Origin of the sequence: Candidatus Leptofilum sp. (assembly GCF_965223525.1) — a bacterium.
Classification (GTDB): domain Bacteria; phylum Chloroflexota; class Anaerolineae; order Promineifilales; family Promineifilaceae; genus Leptofilum.
Genome location: NZ_OZ245005.1, coordinates 87,987 through 109,413, shown reverse-complemented (window position 1 = coordinate 109,413; position 21,427 = coordinate 87,987). Strand labels below are relative to the sequence as shown.

Sequence of the window (21,427 nt, the reverse complement as noted above, 5' to 3'; positions counted from 1 at the left end):
CACCTGTCTAGTTTATCCTATAAAATACATTGCCGTCATCACTGTTGTGATAATTGGAAAATAGGATTAAGCTGGTAGAGGAAATCCAACCAACCGATTGGTCACTCCACCACAATCATCAATATTCGCATTATGAAGTAATAGCATCCTGGTCATGAGTTCGCAGCTTCTAAAACAACCCATTCTGGAGGGAGCCACCAGCCAAAACTTACGCACTTTGGCGCAACGGCTCTCCGCCTACATACCCGTCACGCTCACTCGCAAACTTTTGCAGGATGAGCCGCTTACGCCTGGCGTGGCCAAGCAAATTCAGGCCGCCACCATGTTTGCCGATATGTCTGGCTTTACCCAAATGGCAGAAGCTCTGTCGGTAAATGGCGCTAGAGGCACCGAGGCACTTAGCCGCGCCTTGCTCATGACCTTTACGTCGCTGATCAACGCCATCCATGATGCGGGTGGCGTGGTCAGCCACTTTCATGGGGATGCGATGATGATTTACTTCCCAGATAACGACGGCCGTGCCTCCTCACGCGCATTAGCCTCAGCCCAGTTTATGCAGCGGCTAATGCAAACCAATTTCACCCAAGTGAATATGCTCCAACCCGACGGCGGATACGCACTCTCCATAAAAATTGGGGTGGGATACGGCCGTTGCCTGGAGTTGTTGGTTGGTAACAGTGAAAAGATGGAGTTTGTGTTGGCAGGGCAAGCTGTTGATGAAGCCGTCGCTGCCCAGATGCAGGCAGAAGCCGGACAGGTCATTGCCAGCCAGGCGGTACTCAAAGCAGCCAATCTCCCTGCACCAGGCCCATTCCGACTCATAACCGAACTGCCCCCCGTGCCAAATGCCCAGGAGGGCTTCTTCTGGGAAGCGTATGATTCGGCCGCGCTGATGCGGTTGATAACGGCCGTTCCAGCCTTCATCCCGCCATCCGTGTTTGAGCGTTTACAAGACCGCAGCAGCCAATCTATCTCTGAGCACCGCTCCGTTACCTCCATGTTTGTCCAGTTCGAGGGTCTTGATTTTGACGATCCAGACGTGGGCAGTAAGTTGCAAACATATTACCAATGGGCGTGGCAGATGGTAAAGCGGTACGGCGGCCCGAACAGTCGCGTGAATCGCGTACTTACTGGGGACAAAGGCAATCAACTACATATTCTCTTTGGGGCACCCGTTGCCCCAGATGCGCCAGTGCAAGCCGTGCGCTGCGCCCTGGCCATGCAAAAAAACCGCCCAGACTTTATTCAGAGCCAGCATATTGGGCTTACCGTCGGGCGCGTGTTTGCCGGGGCGGTTGGCTCGTTGAATCGCCGCGAGTACACGGTGGTGGGCCGAATGGTCAATTTGTCGGCCCGGCTCACCCAAATCTGCCCAGCAGGCACTATTTTGATTGATGCCAAAACGGCCGCACGCATCCAACCACAGATCATTACTGAAAGCCTACCCCCTGTGCCGCTGAAAGGACACCGAGAACCCGTTCCAGTTTATAAGGCCGTGGACGAGCAAACGGCCGTTACCCAGGCAGAAGCGCGCTTTTCTCAGTGGCAACAGCCGCCAGGTGGGCGTGAGCAAGAACTAAACCATCTGTATAAAAAAATGGCAGATGCCATGGCTGGCAAGGGTGGCCTCATAGCCATTCATGGTTCTTATGGCAGTGGGCAGATGCCTTTTTTGGCAGCAGGCGTGCACCATTGGCTGGATTTGGGTGGACACGCACTGGTAGGCATGTGCCAACAGCATACTTCCGACGTGCCCTACGCGCCTTGGGTATCCGTCTGGCGCGACTTTTTTGAGCTTTCGTCAGAAGTGTCCCCCGCTGAACAGGAAGTTCACGTTGCTAGGCGGATCGAGCAGCTTACGCCAACTGCTAGCAACGGGTTGGCACTTTGGCGCGAACTATTGGGGACGCCGCTTCGCGCTACGGGATTGCTGTTGGATTTACCCGCTGTGGTGCGGCAAATGCGGCTGTTCAAGCTGGTGGTAAACAGTGTGCGGCTGGCTGTGCAGGAACGGCCGTACCTGATTGTGCTAGAAGACATCCATTTTGCAGATCAAGCATCGCTAGCGATGCTAACCGCGCTCATTGACCATAGCCACGATTTACCCCTTCTGCTGCTTGTCACCTATCGCAGCGACACAGAGTTTAGCTTTCGCCCCTTGAATCAGGGCATTCTGACGCAAATTGAGCTGAATGATTTTACGCCCCAGCAAGCACGCAACCTCGTTCAGGCTCGATTAGGTACCACTCAACTTCCTCCGCTGCTTGAGCAGCGTCTGGGCTTGCGTGACCGGCAGGGGCGCGAATCGGCCGTCAATCCACTCTTTTTAGAAGAGACGCTACAGATGCTTCTCTCATTAGATGTGGTGGCGCACGATTCAAATCGTTATGGCGACGGCCGTTTACGCATTGATGAGGTGCGCCTTTCACAAATGCAGGTGTCAGATACCATTTACACCTTGCTGCTCTCCCGGCTAGACCAACTGCCGGCAGCAGAGCGAGGGCTGCTGCAATACGCCTCCGTGATTGGGCGGGAATTTGACCTGCCAACATTGGTGGCAATTTCGCCCAGCCTCACCCGCGAAACGGCCGTTGAGCTACTAGAAGCCCTCGCCCGTGCCGATTTGGTACAGCAGCTTACCTCTGGCCTGGTGCCTACCTATCTTTTTCAGCACACGCTCATCCACCAAGTTGTTTACCAAAGCCTCACCTTTGCCCGGCGTCAGTCACTGCACGCCACCATCGCCGATCTCATTATTCGGCAAGCTGACGAGTTGATGCCTACGCAATTTCCACTGCTAGCTTACCACTTTAGCCAAACTGACCAGCACCAGGATGGTCTGAAATATTCAGTAGCCGCCGCAAAGGAAGCAGAAAAGGCCAATAATTACCAGGGTGCAGCCGATTTTTATAAACAGGCTGCCAAACATTTAGAATCTTTAGGAGAAGCGGCCGCTTCGGCTCCGCTCAACACAGTTGATCAGCTTAGTGCAGGCGTTGCTATTGGCATTGCTCGTACGCGCAATTTGCTGCGGTTGGGCAAGTTCGACAAGGCGTGGTTGTTAGCCAACGAGGCGTTGCACCATTGCCTGGATGAAACTGACTTACATCCCACGCTAAGTATCAACAATTTAATGGCCGAAATTCGGCTGCGTCAGGCACGGTACACGGAACTGCCCAATCTGGTGAGCAAGGTCATCAATTCGCCGCTGGAGGCCTCTCCTGAAGCAAAGGCGCAAGCATACCTTTTGTGGGCACAATCGCTCATAGCGTTGGCAGATTGGGAAGCCGCCGCTGAAAAGCTGGCGCGCGCCGAAGAAATTTTGCAGCCTTTGGAGCAGGTATTGCCTTTGGTTGCCGTTCTCATTGCTCAGGCAGATATTCAAAGTCAGCAGCGACCTGCCTATGGATTGCCGGAGCCGCTTCAGGTGGCATTGAAGTTGCTAAAAACAGAATCCGACCCGCTGCTTTTGGGGCAAGCCCAGCAAATGCTTTCTCAGGTGCAAATGCGCCTGGGTCAACCCGATTTGGCGCTGGCTGCGGCAGAAACGGCCGTCACCAATCTGCGCTCTGCCGGGGCAAACCCACATGCACACGGGCTGGTTCAGCGTGCTGCTGTGCATATTTACTTGGGCAACTTTGCTGAAGCCCTGGCTGATTTACAGCTCGCTGGCGATTTATTCGATGGCATGGACGACACGCCCGGCCGGCTAAAGCTGTATTTGCTTTGGGGCAATGATTATCACGGTGGCCTGGGCGATTGGCGGCAAGCCCGACGACGACTGGTGCGGGTGGGGCAACTGCTCAAAGCGCATCCCAAGGATGACGGCATGGTGGTGCAGGAGGGTATTCGCTTTTGGCTCAGCTTGGGGCAGGTGGCACTAAACACTGGGCGGTGGCCGCAGGCAGAAAAGTTATTGCGCCAAGTGCTTACGGCCGTTCAGCCCCGACGGCTCGTTTGGTGGCAGCCAGCAGCGTACCATGCCTGGGGGCGGCTCCTGTTGGCATGCACCCCCACAGATGCTCCAAACTGGGAAACGGCTGTGGCTGAAGCCCACAGCTACTTCCAAAAAGCGTTCCAGGCTGTAGAAGATGGCGGCTGCCCAGACGAACTCTCGCTGATTTTGCTACAATTGGGCCTAACCTCACGCGCTTTGGGGGATGAGCGATGCTGGCATTATTTAGAAACGGCCGTACAAACTGCCCAACAGCGCGCCCGTTTTGCCGACCGCCAAATTGTGCTGCAGCAAGCAGGCGAAGCCTTGCAACAGGCATCAAATGAGCACCTGCAACAACTGGGACAACAAGCAGTTGCCTTAATTATTTCTGTTGATATGGCATAATTGGCAGGTAGGTGCGATGGGCTTCACCTTGTAACTGCCATATCGTCTGGTAGGGTAACATGGCGGTAATAGTTTTTGCCAGTGGATCGATGAGGCTGTCTGCTTTTTGCCAGGTCATGCCATCCCAATAGCATAATGTTAACGTGCCATCAATAAGGTTCATAACTCGCGAGGGATCATAAGGAACGGTAACGGTTATCGGATTTTGTGATACAGCTATTTGCTCAGTGCCACTGAATACGGCCGCAAATTCAAACGTCTGACTAACAACAACATCATTCGTTTTCGGAATATTGTGATAAAGGGGCGTATGTGATACAAGAACAGTGTCGGTAAATGTCCCAGATGGGATAATGTAAGAGGTCTGATCTATTGGCGATGCAAGCGTTCCCCCGTCCATCAATACCGTACCAGTGATTGGTAGCATAACTGCATACTTAAATATTGAGTAGTATGTAGAACTATGCGTTACAATATCTCGGCCATCTGCGTGAACCTCATACGGCTCATCAACTGCTGGAAAATAACCAACTTGGTTTAATTGATCACCCACTTTTTCCCAAATGACTAACCCGGAATCCAGAATGGCAACGATATAGGAATCCGAAAAGGCCATGTCTGAAACAGATGCTGTGATAGATGCTATTTCAATTGGATTCTCTGGTTGTGAAACATCAACCATTCGCAGTTCATTACTACCGGCAGCATAAACCGTATCCGCATTTACAAATAACCGTACATAGCCAAAAGTGTCTGCTGGGAAAGACCATTGAAATGTACCTACTTCGTTTGGCAAACTGGGATTGGTAATGTCAAAAACCCGCAAATGGATGTCACTTCTATTAACTTCTGTCCCAACAAAGAATAGATTTGCTCCAGAAATCGCAATAGAAGATGTCCACCACCCACTTTGTGATCCAAAAGGATACATATAGCTGCCTACAGTGGTTGGGGCAGCTGGATTTGACACATTTATTACTTCAAACTCACCCCATAACCCTTCAACAAAAACGTAATTTTCATTCACGCCTCTTATTTGGTTTGTCGAGATTTCGCTAATCGGGGAGGAAAGCAATACGGTGCCAACGATCTGAAGCGTATTCGGGTTCGAAATGTCTACTATTTGGAGTAAGTTAGACTCTGTTCCGTTTACATTTTGACTTGACAATACATAAAAATAATCATTGGCTGAAGGAGCACCGTGAATTACGTTTTCAAGAGGCAAATAGCTTATTGGAAACGGGGAATGTTGACTAAGTAAATCATAAGCAGTTAAGCCAATGTCCTCCAATACAAAAGCGTATTTTTCTCTCACCAACGCTGGAAAAGTGAAGCTGCCCAGTGTTTGTGTGTAATGACCGATAATTTGAGGCGATTGAGGTAGCGTAATATCAATAGCAAGCAAAATCATTGCCCTTCCAGATACAGATTCGCCCATTACAAACGCTATCTGACCTACAACTTCAACAAACTCAATACGCTTTAGCTCAACCAAATCAGTTTGGCTGAGCATGACTGGTGCTGTGGGATTGGCAATATCAAACACCTTAAATTCTGCCGTTGCGGCCTCGTCTGTCTGGCTGTGAAGCCCCTCAAAAAGGTAGGTGTCTTGTACTGCAAACTGAATTGTTTTGTAAGGGATATCTTGAACCATCCCAAGATAAACTGGCTTTGCCAGATCAGAAATATCAATGAGATGTATTTCATTGTCCTCAGATCCGCCAATTGTAGACAAGAATGCTATGCCATTGTTTACAGATAGCCTAAAAGGCCTTTCACAATTGCGAAACCCACAAATCATCAAGACTTCAATTTCACTAACAATCTGAGGGGATGCTGGAGAACTAATATCCCAAATAACTAGACCGGCACTGAGATCATCGTTATAGGAATATCCATACAGGTAATTTCCTTGAACATAAGGAAGCCGAACGAATTTACCATCTGGAAAATTAATTTCAGCAAGGATCAAGGTGGGGGTATTTGCAAAATCGATTAAGAATGAGGTGTTAGAATATCCTATATTGTAATCGATCCACGAATCACCATGAACAGCAACCGTGGTTTCATTTAGTACCTGTATTGCGTTAATGGTATCTGGGGCTACGATGGGCAGAGAAATAATTTGCATATAGGTTGGATGACCAGGATCTGATACGTCCACCATATGCAGTTGGTCGGTTTCTCCAGAGAAAAAATAAGCATATGAGCCAATGACAAAAAGGTGATTAACAAATGTGGGCATTTGGCCCGTGCCCACCGAAACTGGATGACTAGGGTCAGATATATCCACAATGTTTAAATTTGCGCCTATACCAAAATATGCATAATTTCCTCGAACAAATTGACTGTTCAAATCACCATATAATTGAGTCATCCACTCGATGTTTTGTGGTGAGCTACTACTACCCTCTACTTTTGCATCTAACTTAGTAGCAGCCGCCTGCCCCAAAAGAGCCGTAACCGTTACGAATGCAAAACTCAACGCGAAAACTGTCTGTTTTATTTTCATTTGTAAAATCTCCCCTGAAATATCTGACGAAAAACTAGGATTTTGCAGCTATTCAACTGCTTGACTAGAATCATTTTAGTGTATAGGTTTTTGGGAGGCTTGAATAGTGACTTTTATCATGATCAACTCGACTGCTATTTTCTTCTGAAAGGTCAGCGACCCAAACTTCTCAAGAAACAGAATTCGGGTCGTTGGTTTGGATTCGGTGCTATAAAATAGAGTTGTATGTTACCGAGCATTGAGCAAATCCAATTTGAAGAAAATAATGAGCGATTGAAAGTGGTGCTGCCCGCAAAAACTCACTGGGTTTTTCTGAGTTTGTATACTGTTATGCTCTTGGTGTGGGTTGGCATGTTGATTTACGGCCTCATCTTTACAGGGCAAATGGCTTTTTCGGGTGAACGGTTTGCCTTTGTATTTACAGTAATGTTGCTCGTGCTGCTTTATCTTTTGTACCGTTTAGGTAAAATGGTGTGGGGACAGTGGCAATATTATGCGGCCACTCGTGAGATTTTATTCATTTACAAAGAGATGGTGATCCTGCGACGTCCCGTTTCTATTTTTGGCATCACCACTGCATTCGACAAAGCCCATGTGACCCCATTTTATTACAGCGAGAAGCACCATTGCCCCGCTTTTGATTATGGTCATCAGCATGTCTATTTTGGCCATGACTTGCCCTCTGATTCCGCAGGGCGCTTAATTGGCTACTTGAATGCACGCTACCATCCGCATTATGATGGCGATAATGATGAATAGCTAACAAAATTACAAAACAATGCCCATAGATAAAGTAAGTTATTCCCCAATGTTAACTGGCACGCATTTGCGCCAGTTATCCGCTTATATTCCCGCCACGTTGGCTGATCGCATCATGCGGCACGGCTTGCCAACCCCCGGTGAACCACGCGCGTTGATGGCGGCGACGCTTTTTTCTGACATTTCTGGCTTTACGCGCATGTCTGAGGAGTTGGCATCTGATGGGCCGCGTGGGGCGGAGGAACTGAACCGCGTTTTGCTGGTGACCTTCACGGCCATGATTGACGTGATTCACGAGTTGGGTGGGGCGGTGAATCATTTCTACGGGGATGCCATGTCGGTTTATTTTCCTGACACGGATGGCAGGGCGGCACAGCGGGCATTGGTGTGCGCCCAAATGATGCAGCAGTTGATGCTAACCAGCTTTAATCGCGTCGTGACCAATCGCCCCACCGGAAAGCACCCATTTTTTGAGCTAACGATTAAGATTGGGGTGGGATACGGCCGTTGCCAGGAGCTAGTTGTAGGCAATCCGCAACAAAGCCTGGAGTTTGTGCTAACAGGCGAAGCAGTTGACGAGGCGGCTATGGCCGAACACCACGCCAACTCTGGCGACATCATCGCTTCTGCCGCTGTGATGCAGCAGGCCGGCTTGCCCCTGAACAGGAACAGTGCGTTTCAAAAGGTGGAAACGGCCGTGCCGGAGCCAGAAACGCAGCCAATCCTCAACTGGGATAGCTACGATGACGCCGCTCAACAGCGTCTGGCCGACGTGATTTTGCCTTTTGTGCCGCCTGCACTTTTCCGCCGCCTGGTCGCCACGGAATCTACAGATATGGCTGAACATCGCCCTGTGACCACCATTTTTGTGCAATTTGATTACAAAAATCGCCAGGAAGCCTCATCAGACATTGAAACGGCCGCTTTAGGCCAGCAGCTCCAGCAATATTACGAGTGGGCCAGCGGCGTGGTCAGCCGCTTTGGGCAGGAGAATGCTCGCGTCAATCGCGTGCTTACCGGCGATAAGGGGAATCAACTGCACATCATGTTTGGAGCACCAGTGGCCCCCGATGCCCCAGAGCAGGCGCTGCGCTGTTTGCTGGCCATACAGCGTGAAAAGCCCAGCTTTATTGATGCACAGCGCATTGGCGTGGCCGTGGGTAAGGTGTTTGCTGGGCCGGTAGGCTCTTCAGCGCGGCGTGAGTACACGGTGGTGGGTGACGTGGTGAATTTGTCGGCGCGGCTGATGCAGGTGTGTGAGCCAGGCGCAATTTTGACTGACCAGCCTACAGCGGAACGCACCCAGCAGGTGATTGAATGTGAACCGTTGCCTGCAGTTCATCTTAAGGGAAAGCAAACGGCCGTTACGCCCCATCTGGTTCAACGTGATCGTGCCGTCACGACCTTAATGAAAGCATATGTAGGTCGCTGGGAACGGCCGTTGGTGGGTCGTGAAGATGAGCAAGATGTGTTGTTGGGCGGGATGGACGCTGCTTTGCGTGGCGTGGGTGGGGCAACGGCTGTTTACGGTGGCACAGGCGTAGGCAAATCCCGACTGCTGGCGGCAGGGGTGCGCCATTGGCTGGCCAACGATGGCCTGGGGTTGATTGGCGTTTGCTACCCGCACACCAAAGATACGCCCTACAGCCCGTGGCGGGATGTTTGGCGGGAATATTTTGGCCTGGCAGAAGGCATGACGATCGAGCAACAAATGACGGCCGTAACCACCCAAACGCTGGCTTTGCTGCCAGAAGTCAGCGAAGATGTGGGGCTGTGGCGAGAACTGCTGGGTTTACCAATGCTGCAGGCAGGCACGCTGGGCGATCTAACCGCAGAGGCGCGGCAGGTGCGCCTTTTTAACCTGGTGCGCCGTTGTGTCCAGGCTATTGCCGGGCAACAGCCGCTACTCATCGTGCTAGAAGGGTTGCAATGGGCCGACCAAGCAACGCTGGCTCTGCTGGATGATTTAGGCAGCCATTTAGAGGGTATCGCTGTCTTTTTAGCAACTACCTTTAGAGCCAGGGAAGATGTTGATATTGAGTTATTGGAACGGCCGTCTTGCCTCACGATCCCACTGGCAGATTTGTCCCCAGCGTCGGCACGTCGGCTGTTGGCACAGCTTGTCGGCACATCTGAACTGCCTGCGCCTGTTGAACAACATTTGGGTATACGCGACCGCGAAGGACGAGACAGTCCCGTAAATCCACTTTTTCTTGAAGAGGCATTGAAGGTCATGATGGGGGTGGGGGTGCTGCGCGTAAACGGCCGTGTGCAGGTAGATGAAGCAGAGCTGGCCCGAATGCAGGTTCCAGATACCATTCACGGCTTGCTTTTAGCACGATTAGACCGCTTGCCACCCGCTGGGCGCGATTTGCTCCAGGTTGCCTCGATCATTGGCCGGCAATTTGCTGCAGAACCACTACAGGTAATTGCGGAAGCACCCACGCAGCAAATTGTGCTTAATCTGTTGACAGATTTGTCAGAATCGGAAATGACCCGCCTTATATCAGCCGCACCCGAATGGACCTATTTATTCCAACATGCGCTAACGCATGAAGTGGCCTACGAAAGTTTGCCTTACGCTCGGCGACAAAAGTTACATGCGGCCGTAGCCAACTGGCTGGCGGACAAATATGCTCATAACCTCAAGCCTCTACATCCCGTGCTGGCCTACCATTTCAGTCGGGCTGCCAACCACAGGCAGGCACTTCATTATGCCATTCTCGCAGCCGATGAAGCACGCAACATCTTTGCTAATCGGGAAGCAATTGACCTGTACAACCTGGCCGAAACGCACCTAATGGTGCTGCCTGATGAATTGTGGGAGACGGCCGTGCACCTCTACCTTTCGCGCGGTAATGTGCTCATTTTGCTCGGAGATTTAGCCACAGCCTTTGCCGATGCTGAACAAGCACTGGATTTATTAGCACAGGGAAACGGAGACCAAGGATCAACGGCCGTTGCCTATAACCTCATGGCCGAAATCCGCTATCGTCAGGGAGCCTTTGACGATGTCCAAGAGCTTTCTCAAAGGATCATTTCCAGTTCTAATGACAAAATTGATAAAGATCAGCTTGCACGCGCGTACATTTGGGCGGGGTGGGCGGCAAGCTCAAAATTAGATCATCACCAGAGTCTCACATGGCTTAAAAAAGCCCAGGACATCTGCATACAAACAAACAACAATTACCGTTTGGCACTGGCATTAGAGGCAATCGGTTTCGCGCATTATGGGCAAAGAAACCTAGAAGATGCGCTGGAAGCAATGCAAAAAAGCGTTGAGCTTTCTAGGAACTTTAGCACGCCTGTGAATATTGGTTTTGCCCAAAATAACGTGGGGTTTATTGAATTTGAGGCAGGCAAGGCAGAAGATGCGGTAAGAACGTTTGATGAAGCTGTGGAATTGGGCAGAACAACTAGTAGAAATCTCTTGGCCATTACACTTTACAACCAAGCGGCCGTTTATGCCTACTTAGGCAAATTCCCCGCTGCGCTTGACAATTTTACGGAGGCATTAGATCTCTTAGACCCCATTCAGCACTCCCGGCAAATGATTGAGTTGAATTTGCACTGGGGCTACGATTTCAGCAGTGCGTTAAAAGATTGGGCAGACGCCAGGCTTCGATTTGAAATGGCAGAGAAGATAATCCAGCAACAGCCTGAAAATTATCCAGAAGAGAAAGCAAGACTTTTAATTGGGCAGGGTCAATTAGAAATGGTCACAGATAATTTGCCTCTCGCTAAGAATTTATTATCCCAGGCTAAAGAGCTAATTTATGAGCGACAACTATCATGGTGGGCACCGGCTGCCCATTATTATCTTGCCATAATTTATGCCGAAGAGGCTCGTTTGACAGAAGCATCACATGAAATAGGTCAAGGCCTGGCCATTATTGAAGAGGCGGGTTGTCCGGATTACAAGCCATTGTTACTAACTCAACAAGCCGCCGTTGAACCTAATTGGACGCGAAAAATTGAGTACATCTACAAAGCAGTTGCTTCGGCAAGGGAGCGTTCAAGATATGTGGATAAAATTGTTTGCTTGAAGGTGGCTGGGAATTTGTTACTTCCAAATGTAGGAGAGTATTTGGAGGATGGCAAGCGCTTCCTAGCTGAAGCGAAAAAGTTAGAGCAACTAGCATTGTAAAAATGCGCAGGTAAAGTATTATACAATGATGCCCATTTGCTATTTGTAATACTTTTTTTTCTAGGGAGCATAAGATCAAAAAAGTCCAAGAGTTTTCTTGGACTTTAAAAAAGGTGAAGTAACAAACAGATATTACCCTGTGCCTGGCCAGATGCCTTTTGTGGTGCGGGAGCCGAGGCCACCAGCAAATTCATCAAAATTTTCTTCATCCAGGTTTTCCAGCAGCTTTCGCTCTTCGTCAGACACTGGATAACCTTCCAGAGCTTTTCTCAAATCTTTAAAGAGAAGTGAACGAAATTCTGCGTCATTTACTGCGCGTTCTACAACTTGATCTAATGCTTCAGACACGGTAATCCTCCCGTATTTCAACTAATTTTGATTTCTCAACGTTATTGATGTCAGTATCACGTTTTGGTAGCCATTTGTCAACGGATATGGCCTACATCTCTTATGTTATCTACTTAACTTTCACGGTTGCTTACGATTAAGATTTGCTTTGCACGGCCGTTTCTGGTGCCATATCCACATTATCCAACCACTCACGCACAAGCTGAACCCCCAAAACAGGCGCATAAATTGAGCGAGTGGTGGAAACATCTGCATGGCCAAGTAGCTCTTGAACGACTTCCAACGGCATTCCGTCTCGGAGGAGCTGCGTGGCACGGTAATGCCGAAAGTCGTGGGCCGAGAGGGAAGGTTCCAGACGCAGTGCCTTCACTGCCTTTTTTACAGCGTTGTGAGCCCCAGATTGTGTTAAGCGTGCGCCACCTGCATTGCGGCTGTGTGAGGTAAAAAGTGCCGGATTGCTGTCGGTGCGCTCTTGTAAATATGCTTGGATTGCCTTTTGGGCGTATGGCATGATGTGTAGCGTGCGGGGCCGTTGGCCTTTCCCGATGATGGTGGCGGTTTGAGAACGGCCGTTGCCCACCTGTGTTCGATTGAGTGCCAAAATTTCAGAAAGACGTGCGGCCGTAGAGTAAAGCAAATTCACCAATGCGCGGTTCCTTAGTAGCGACAACCGCCGATTATAAGCATCATTTTGTGGGGGCAGGGGCATATTGTTGTAATGTCCCACCACTTGCGGCATTGCCTGGCGTGCCTCATCCAAATCCACTACAGAAGCCGCCTGGTTTCGCTCCACGCGCCGTCGTTTGCGCTGCTGCGCCAGCTTTCCCAATTGAATGCCTTCGGGTAACTCGTCAATGCCGTCCAAAAAGTGCAAATAGCTCAAAACGGCCGCAACATACGTAGTGGTGGTTGCCTGCGCCCGGTTGGCCAGCAACCAGCTACGAAATGCCAGCACATCGGCCGTTTTTAGTGGGGCAGGGGATAAAGGCCAGGCATCTTTGCGGCTGTGGTGAGGGCCATGCACCTGCAGCCAATCAGCAAAAGCACGCAATCCAGCACGGTAAGCTCGCTCCGTGCGTTCGCTGTTCATGCCTACTTCGCGCAAGTAAAGAGTCAGGTGCGGAAATGGCTGTTCATTTGGAATTTCTCTGCCAGAGCAGGGTAGGGTTTTGTTGTGTTTTTGCTTCATGGTTTGTATTGTAGCATATACTCGTATTAACACATATTATCAGGAGTATGCGGTTTTTTGATACTCCTGAAGTTTTTGTCTCAGGGAACAACTGCTAGTAGTCTGCAAATTATTTGCAAAATAGAAAATATTTCTCACACACCGGTCTCAATTTGGAACTTGTCTCGCCAACCCAACAATATCCAGTAGAATATAAACAAAAATTCAGGAAGTGTCTATGCCACAGGAAGAGAAACGCACAGCGACAGTCAGCACAAGTGATATTGAAGCGATTGTAAGCGGGAATCATAGCAACCCCTTCGGTGTGCTGGGGCCACATGAAGTAGCCGATGGGTTGGCAATTCGTGCCTTCTTGCCACATGCAGAAGCAGTGACAGCACATATTGCAGGCCAATTGCTCCCCTTCACCCGCCACCATTGGGATGGCTTTTTTGAGCTTGTTGCACCACGGGTTGAGCCGGGCGCTACCTACCAGCTTGAAGTACAAACCCATGCTGGCGACACACTACTATACGAAGACCCCTACGCTTTTAGCAGCACACTGTCAGACACCGACAGATATTTGCTGGCTGAAGGCACGCATGAGAAGGCGTATGAACATTTAGGCGCGCACCTCATGACTATCAATGGCGTTGCTGGTGTGCACTTTTTAATTTGGGCGCCAAATGCCCGGCGCGTGAGTGTTGTTGGCAACTTCAACAATTGGGACGGCCGTCGCCACCCAATGCGCTTTCACCCCGGCAGTGGCCTTTGGGAAATCTTCATACCTGGGCTGGCGCAAGGCGAAATGTACAAGTATGAAATCAAAACCAATTATAAAGATTACACCGTAGCCAAAGCTGATCCGGTTGCCTTTGCCAGCCAAATGCGTCCAGATACCGCCTCTGTCGTTTGGAAAATTGATGATTATACGTGGCAAGATAGTGATTGGATGGAAAATCGCAGCCAGCACAACGCGCTCAATGGCCCTATTACCATCTACGAGCTTCATTTAGGCTCTTGGAAGCTGAAAGATGGCTGGGAGTGGCTCACGTACCAAGAACTTATCACAGACCTTATTCCCTACGTGAAAGAGATGGGCTACACACACATCGAGTTGTTGCCCGTTTCCGAACATCCCTTCGATGGCTCATGGGGATACCAAGTAACCGGTTATTTTGCCCCCACCAGCCGCTTTGGCACGCCTGATGATTTCATGGCCTTTGTAGATGCCTGCCATCAGGCAGAAATTGGCGTTATTTTAGATTGGGTACCGGCACATTTCCCGATGGATCAGCACGGTCTTGGCTTCTTCGATGGCACACATTTATACGAACATGAAGACCCACGCCTGGGAGCGCATCCAGATTGGGGAACGTATATTTTTAATTACGGCCGTAACGAAGTCCGCCAATTTCTCATTAGCAATGCGCTATTCTGGTTAGACAAATATCATATTGATGGCTTGCGTGTGGACGCCGTTGCCTCCATGCTGTACCTGGATTTCTCCCGTGAAGATGGCGAATGGCTGCCAAACCGATACGGTGGCCGCGAAAATATTGATGCACTCCAATTCCTACGCGAGTTTAATGACCGTGTTCACGCTAGCTTTCCGCATACACTTACCATTGCTGAAGAATCCACCTCTTGGCCCGGGGTCACCCACCCCACTGCCGATAACCCCCAAAATTTGGGCTTCGACCTCAAATGGAATATGGGCTGGATGCACGATACCCTACGCTACTTCAAAAACGATCCAGTTTATCGAGCATACCATCAGGGCTCACTCACCTTCTCCATGCTGTATGCCTTTAGCGAAAAGTTCGCGCTGCCCCTTTCGCACGATGAAGTCGTTCATCTGAAAAAGAGCATGGTAGACAAAATGCCAGGCGATCTGTGGCAAAAATTTGCCAATTTGCGACTGCTCTACACCTATCAGTGGGCGCATCCAGGCAAGAAATTACTATTTATGGGGGGCGATATTGGTCAATGGCAAGAATGGAGCGAAGCCCGTAGCCTGGACTGGTACTTGCTTGATAACAAAGAGCATCTGGGGCTGCAAAATTTTGTGAAGGCACTCAACCATTTGTATACCGCAGAACCAGCACTATACGAAGATGATAACGGTTGGGAAGGGTTTCAATGGCTCGATTTTCGGGACGCACAGCGCAGCATTCTCTCATTTATGCGCCACGCGCCAACAAGAAACGAGGCGGTGCTGGTAGGATTAAACTTCACACCTGTGGTTAGAGACAATTACCGGCTAGGTGTGCCAGAAGCCGGCATCTACTGTGAGCTCCTCAACAGCGATGCCAAGCAATTTGCAGGCGGCAATGTAATTAACGAAGGTGAATTTGTGGCCGAGGAGATTCCCTGGCATGATCAACCCTACTCCATTGTTATCACGCTGCCCCCGCTTGGCGGTCTCTTTTTTAAGAAGGTAAAAGATTAAAGATGAAACGAGAAGGTGATGCTTTTGGGCAGGCAGTTTACGATTTTTATCAGGGTGAGCAGGTAATCGAAATTATTGAGCGGGACGATGGCTATATTGGTGCTTCACGAGGCCCAGCCATCTATTTTTCGCCTATGGAGGATTGGACGGAAAATCAAACGGCCGTCCTCTCCCTCATTCATGACCGTGTGCTAGACGTGGGCTGTGGCCCTGGGCGTGTATGCCTCTTCTTGCAAAACCAGGGACACAACGTTGTGGGCATAGACAACTCGCCGCTGGCTATTCAAACAGCCAAGCTGCGCGGCGTGCAGGATGCGCGTCTCCTCTCCATTACCCAGGCTAGCCGCAACAAGCTTGGCATCTTCGGCACGATTGTGATGTTCGGCAACAACTTTGGCCTGTTTGGCAATCCAAAGCGCGCCAAATGGCTACTGCGCCGTTTTTACCACATGACAACCCGCAACGGCCGTATCCTGACAGAGTCGCGCAACATTCACAAAACCGACAATCCTCAACATCTTGCCTTCCATGAACGGAACCGCCAATTGGGCCGCCTGCCGGGTCAACTACGCCTGCGCGTGCGCTACAAAACGATGATTGGCCCCTGGTTCGAGTACTTAATGGTCTCACCAGAAGAAATGGCAGAAATTGTAGAAGGCACAGGCTGGCACATTGCCCAAATTGTGCCGCGAGAAGACGGTGTGGATTATACGGCCGTTATCGAAAAAACAGCCCCCTAATCACCCTGAAAAATTAGACGGCAAGAACTTGCAAACCTGCCTGTTTATGTTATTATTTCTCCCGCTCTCACGCCTCTAAGGTTTTCGTGAAAGCAATAATGTAAATCACAAAAAATTGCTTTCACAGATGTTGCTAAATTCTGGACAACATCGTCAAGCACAACGGAGGTTTTTACTTTGGCTAACATTCAATCTGCGAAAAAACGGATTCGGCAAACACAAAAGCGCACTGCACACAACCGCACCTACATTTCTGCGGCGCGTACCTACGTCAAGCGCACCCGTCAGCTCATTGCTGATGGCAAATTAGATGAAGCGCAAGCATCAGCTAACATGGCCTATAAAACGCTAGACAAAGCAGCCCGGAAGAAGGTTTTGCATCCGCGTAACGCCGCCCGCCGTAAGGGTCGCCTCATGGCTGCTCTAGAAAAAGCTCGTCAAGAAAGCTAATTTCATTCGCACCACCAAATTAAAACGAGAACGCCACCTTTGCTGGTGGCGTTTTTGCTTATAGACTGGGTATTTACGGCCGAGCCCAAAGTTAAAGTAAATCCTGTTGGGCAGCAACGGCTATAGCGGCAGCACGCGAATCCACGCCTAATTTGTTGTAAACGCTTGTCAGGTGTGCCTTTACCGTTCGCTCGGAAATACCGAGATGCACAGCGACCCCTTTGTTTGTGTTCCCTGCGGCAACAGCACGTAAGGTTTGCAGTTCGCGCTCAGTTAGGGGAGTGTTGTTTAAGGGTGTCGGTAATTTTTTCTCTGCCTGCATATTTGCCATCAACCGACCCATCACATCAGCACTCAATAAAGATTCCCCTTTGGCAGCAGCCTGAATGGTCTCCAGCAGCGTTGTCCGAGGCGTGTCTTTTAGCAGAAAGCCTTTAGCACCAGCCCGTAAGCCGCGCAGCATCAAATTATCTTCGTTGTAGGTTGTTAGAATAACAACAGCCACTTGCGGGTGGTCGCGTTGCAAATGCTCAATAGCCGTTAGGCCATCCATCCCCGGCATTCGTAAATCCATCAGCACCACGTCAGGCTGCTGTTCAGCCACCAGTTTGAGTGCTTCTGCCCCATCAGCCGCTTCGCCAACAACCACAATGTCGTCGGCCGTTTCCAAAATCAGGGTTAATCCTTCGCGGACAATCGAATGGTCGTCTGTAATTAAAACGCGGATTAAGTTACTCATGATGCCTCCAACGGCAATGTGATGCTCAAACGGGCTCCTTTTTCCGGCTCACTGCCGATCTCAAATGTGCCGTTGACCAAGCGGGTTCGTTCACGCATGCCCAACAAGCCATAATGTCCCGCACGAACGGCCGTTTCCGCATCAAAGCCTACCCCATCATCCCGCACCTCAATCGTTAGCCGCTCGCCTGACTGGGCAACGTCCAGCCAGACATTATTCGCTTGAGCGTGGCGGGTAATGTTAGCCAAACTTTCGCTAATGATTCGTTCAGCGTGGTCGGCAATTGTGAGCGGAACGGCCGTTTCTTGAGCCAAATCCAGCGTGAGGTGACAAACGATGCCCGTTGCCTGGGTAAACCGATCCACACGTTGCTGAATCGCCTCATCCAACGTTTTGTTATCGAGGCGCAAATCATCAATGGCGGCACGGGCAGCGGCCAAGGTGCTGCGGGCGCGCTTCATGCTTTGCTGAACGATCTCTTGGGCGCGGGGGATACGGCCGTTTTCCAGATGATTATTGGCTGCTTCCAGACGCAAAACCAGGCTAGCCACCCCTTGCGCTAGCGTGTCGTGCAACTCCCGCGCCATTCGCTGCCGCTCGGCCGCCAGCGTCAAATCCTCTACCTGGGTGGCATAGTCGGCCAGTTGATGATGTGCCGTTTCCAATTCTGCCAACAGCGCCTGGCTGCGCTGCCGCGCCTCAGACTGTCGCCGGTACAAGACCATAAAAACGATGCACAAAGCCAATGTAGAGATAGCAGGTGATGTCCATTCTGCTAAAAGCGGCTGCTCCCCCAGCAAATAAAACGCGACAAAGGTTAACAGAACATATCCCCCCACGCTCACGGCCGTCAGCCTTGTCAGACCAAAAAGCCCCAAGGTCTCAGCAATTAAGGCCGCGTAGAACACCAGCACCAGCTCCGGCCTTTGCGAAACCAGCACGAGAGCCAAGGCCAACACGCCTTGACCCACTAGATACCCCGCATGCCAGCGGGAACGCTTGGCGACCAGCCCACTCGTCCAATGCAAACCTAAATGTAACAGCAGCAGCAAGCCAAAAACAGGGATACGGCCGAAGGGCATGGGGTTGGGTGGCTGAAACAGCGTCAAGGCACAGGTGATGAGGATGAGAACGGTGAGGATGATGTAAAACGGCCGTGCTTCGGCCAGATCATCACTTTGGAAAATGTGGCGAATTGCTTGCATCATGCCGCTATTGTACCTTGATTCGGCCTGCTGGAAATTGCCCATTTGTACACTGCCCAATTGTACAAGGGAACGCACAGCAAAGGACGATGTGGTGAACCCCACGAATAATTAAACTAAAAATGAATCAAACTATTCTGAGAGGCAGCCCAGTCAGGTTACTTTTAGCCGAAGCTGGGCAGCAGGTGATTGAATAAAGGTGATGTTATGTTGCGGAACATGCTCCGACTGAAAATGCTCAAAAAAGATTTCCTCAGGAAAAAGATTATTACGGTCGCCGTTTTTATCTTTATTATGCTTTCGGCAGCCCTGATGGCCAGCGGTGCAAATATGTTTATCGAGTTAAGCAATTCGCTGACTCATCTGTTTGAGAAATCAAATGCGGCACACTTTGTCCAATATCACGCCGGAGAATTTGAGCAGGCGGATATTGACGAATGGGTACTCGGCAATGAATTGATAAAGGGTCAACAAACGGCAGTTTCCATTAACATTCACGAATCCAACGTTTATTTTAAGGACAGCCCCACACCAGAAGAAGCCGGGGTGATGGAAATGGGGTTTGTGAAACAGAATGATTCCTTTGATTTTTTACTGGATTTACAAAACCAGCTCATTGAAGTGGCTGACGGTCAAATCGGCGTTCCCATCTACTACATGCAAAACAGAGAAATGCAGATTGGCGACACCGTTAGAATTCAAAACGATCAGATGCAGTTGGAATTTACAGTGGTGAGTTTTGTGCGAGACGTACAGATGAATCCCTCCATTATCAGCTCTAAACGTTTTGTCGTTAGCGATCATGATTTTGAAGCCCTCAAAGAGAACTTTGGCGTCATTGAATACCAGATTGGCTTTCAGCTAAACGATTTGAGCCAGCTCACCGAATTCGGCAGTGCCTATAAATTATCTAGCTTGCCACAAAAGGGCCCGCCGATTGATTATGATTTGCTCAAAACGCTCAATGCGCTAACGGACGGCCTGATAGCGGCCGTCATCATATTTATCAGCCTTTTATTAAACGTGGTGGCTCTGCTCTGCCTACGATTTACCATTTTGGCAACCATTGAGGAAGATTACAAAGAAATTGGCGTCATGAAGGCCATTGGGATTCCACAACCCGATATCAAAAAGATCTACCTGTCAAAATATGTTGTGATGGCCGCGGGCGCGGTTGCAACCGGGTACATCCTATCACTATTTTTAAGCAAGTTGTTCTCCGCCAATATGATGCTCTATATCGGCTCTGCTCCGAAAAACAGTGTGCATCTTATTGCCCCATTCCTGGCGGCCTCATTGATATTTTTTATTGTCCTGTTTTACTGTCTGTTGACGTTGAGAAGGTTTGATAGGATAACGGCCGTTCAAGCCCTGCGTCTAGGCAATACCGGAGAAACCTATAGCGGCAAGAGCCTTTTTCCACTGCATAAAAACGACCGCTTCAATGTCAATATCTTTTTAGGGCTAAGAGATGTTTTCCTACGATTCAGATTATATACGCTGCTCTTCTTTGTCTTTTTAGTCTGCACCTTCATCATCATTGTCCCCCTAAATCTCCTAAACACTCTCCAGTCTCCCGAATTTGTGGCCTATATGGGGCTGGGGAGCAGTGATATTCTAATTGATTTACGCCAGACAGATGACATCATCGAACGCTTCGATAATGTGAGCACCTACCTGGCAAACGATGCCGACGTAGAGCGGTTCTCACCCTTGATCACAAGCAAGTTCCAAGTTCTCAACGCAGATGGTTATGCAGAAAGCCTGAGCGTCGAAACTGGAGATTTTACCACCTTCCCCCTGGAATACCTCGAAGGGGCGGCTCCCGTAAAAGAAAACGAAATCGCTCTTTCCTATCTTAGCGCCGATGAACTTGACAAAAGCGTTGGACAAAACATCCAATTGATTGTCGGTGGGCAGATCAAAGAGATGGTAGTTACCGGCATTTATCAGGATATCACCGATGGTGGTCGCACTGCAAAATCGCCCATGCCGCCAGACCATGAAACGGCCGCTTGGTACAGAATCAGCTTAGATGTCGGGTCGGATACGGATGAAAAGATAGAAGAATATGCCGCCGCATTTTTCCCGGCAAAAATAACCAACATAGAAGGCTATCTCGATCAAACCTTTGCCGGAACCACCGACCAGCTAAAGCTGCTGACCATTGTCGCCATTGCCGTTGCCGTCGTCGTGGCCATCTTGATTACATCGCTGTTCTTAAAAATGCTGATAGCAAAAGATATGTCACAAATAGCGATTATGAAGGGGCTTGGCTTTTCATTACAAAACATCCAATTGCAATACGTAACCAGAGCGTTACTCATCTTAAACAGCGGCATTATTCTGGGTACTATTTTCTCAAACACACTCGGTCAGAATCTGATTGGCGCGGTATTGTCAATAGTCGGGGCACCCAATATCGAGTTTATTATCAATCCGTTCCACGCTTATATTTTAAGCCCGATTGCCTTGATGCTTGTCGTCACCTTAACTACTTGGCTGAGTATTGTATCCATGAAAGATTTTAATATTTCTGACATGACCTCAGAATAATGGAGGAAT

General features: G+C 49.7%; 12 protein-coding genes. 7 read left to right on the top strand and 5 right to left on the bottom strand.

Annotated features, from left to right (window positions below):
* Positions 1 to 154 precede the first annotated feature (154 nt).
* Complete coding sequence (locus tag ACOQPM_RS17685) at positions 155 to 4,342, top strand: adenylate/guanylate cyclase domain-containing protein (RefSeq protein ID WP_420631589.1); 4,188 nt, start codon at positions 155 to 157, stop codon at positions 4,340 to 4,342.
* Here ACOQPM_RS17685 and ACOQPM_RS17680 read toward each other — a convergent pair.
* Complete coding sequence (locus ACOQPM_RS17680; RefSeq protein WP_420631588.1) at positions 4,320 to 6,854, bottom strand: LVIVD repeat-containing protein; 2,535 nt, start codon at positions 6,852 to 6,854, stop codon at positions 4,320 to 4,322. The genes ACOQPM_RS17685 and ACOQPM_RS17680 overlap by 23 nt on opposite strands.
* Before the next feature lie 225 nt (positions 6,855 to 7,079).
* On the opposite strand from ACOQPM_RS17680, the gene ACOQPM_RS17675 reads away from it, so the two are divergent.
* Positions 7,080 to 7,613, top strand: coding sequence for a hypothetical protein (locus ACOQPM_RS17675; protein WP_420631587.1), 534 nt, complete (start codon positions 7,080 to 7,082; stop codon positions 7,611 to 7,613).
* Positions 7,614 to 7,662: 49 nt separating this feature from the next.
* Entirely contained in the window at positions 7,663 to 11,760 is a 4,098-nt protein-coding gene (locus tag ACOQPM_RS17670) for a tetratricopeptide repeat protein (RefSeq protein ID WP_420631586.1), read from the top strand.
* 132 nt (positions 11,761 to 11,892) lie between these two features.
* Here the strand turns inward: ACOQPM_RS17670 and ACOQPM_RS17665 are convergent, their stop codons facing one another.
* Together ACOQPM_RS17665 and ACOQPM_RS17660 are read right to left on the bottom strand one after the other, a co-directional pair.
* The gene (locus ACOQPM_RS17665; protein WP_420631585.1) at positions 11,893 to 12,108 is read right to left on the bottom strand and encodes an Os1348 family NHLP clan protein; all 216 of its coding nucleotides are present in this window, start codon (positions 12,106 to 12,108) and stop codon (positions 11,893 to 11,895) included.
* A gap of 136 nt (positions 12,109 to 12,244) precedes the next feature.
* Positions 12,245 to 13,198 (bottom strand): tyrosine-type recombinase/integrase, encoded by a 954-nt coding sequence (locus ACOQPM_RS17660; protein ID WP_420631584.1) that lies wholly within the window; start codon positions 13,196 to 13,198, stop codon positions 12,245 to 12,247.
* A 316-nt stretch (positions 13,199 to 13,514) separates the two neighbouring features.
* Between ACOQPM_RS17660 and glgB the strand changes: the two genes are divergently transcribed.
* The 3 genes from glgB to rpsT all read left to right on the top strand — a co-directional run bounded on the left by glgB (position 13,515) and on the right by rpsT (position 16,918).
* Positions 13,515 to 15,728: a 1,4-alpha-glucan branching protein GlgB gene (gene glgB, locus ACOQPM_RS17655; RefSeq protein WP_420631583.1), complete on the top strand. Its 2,214-nt coding sequence runs from the start codon at positions 13,515 to 13,517 to the stop codon at positions 15,726 to 15,728.
* A gap of 2 nt (positions 15,729 to 15,730) precedes the next feature.
* A complete protein-coding gene (locus ACOQPM_RS17650) occupies positions 15,731 to 16,468 on the top strand; it encodes a class I SAM-dependent methyltransferase (RefSeq protein ID WP_420631582.1) in 738 nt (245 codons plus the stop codon).
* Positions 16,469 to 16,645: 177 nt separating this feature from the next.
* Complete coding sequence (rpsT, locus tag ACOQPM_RS17645; protein WP_420631581.1) at positions 16,646 to 16,918, top strand: 30S ribosomal protein S20; 273 nt, start codon at positions 16,646 to 16,648, stop codon at positions 16,916 to 16,918.
* 91 nt (positions 16,919 to 17,009) lie between these two features.
* Here the strand turns inward: rpsT and ACOQPM_RS17640 are convergent, their stop codons facing one another.
* Both ACOQPM_RS17640 and ACOQPM_RS17635 read right to left on the bottom strand, forming a co-directional pair.
* Complete coding sequence (locus ACOQPM_RS17640) at positions 17,010 to 17,657, bottom strand: response regulator transcription factor (protein WP_420631580.1); 648 nt, start codon at positions 17,655 to 17,657, stop codon at positions 17,010 to 17,012.
* On the bottom strand, positions 17,654 to 18,865 hold the full coding sequence (locus ACOQPM_RS17635; protein WP_420631579.1) for a sensor histidine kinase: 1,212 nt from the start codon (positions 18,863 to 18,865) through the stop codon (positions 17,654 to 17,656). Before ACOQPM_RS17635 ends, ACOQPM_RS17640 begins: the two co-directional genes overlap by 4 nt.
* 204 nt (positions 18,866 to 19,069) lie before the next feature.
* On the opposite strand from ACOQPM_RS17635, the gene ACOQPM_RS17630 reads away from it, so the two are divergent.
* Entirely contained in the window at positions 19,070 to 21,418 is a 2,349-nt protein-coding gene (locus ACOQPM_RS17630; RefSeq protein WP_420631578.1) for an FtsX-like permease family protein, read from the top strand.
* Positions 21,419 to 21,427 lie beyond the last annotated feature (9 nt).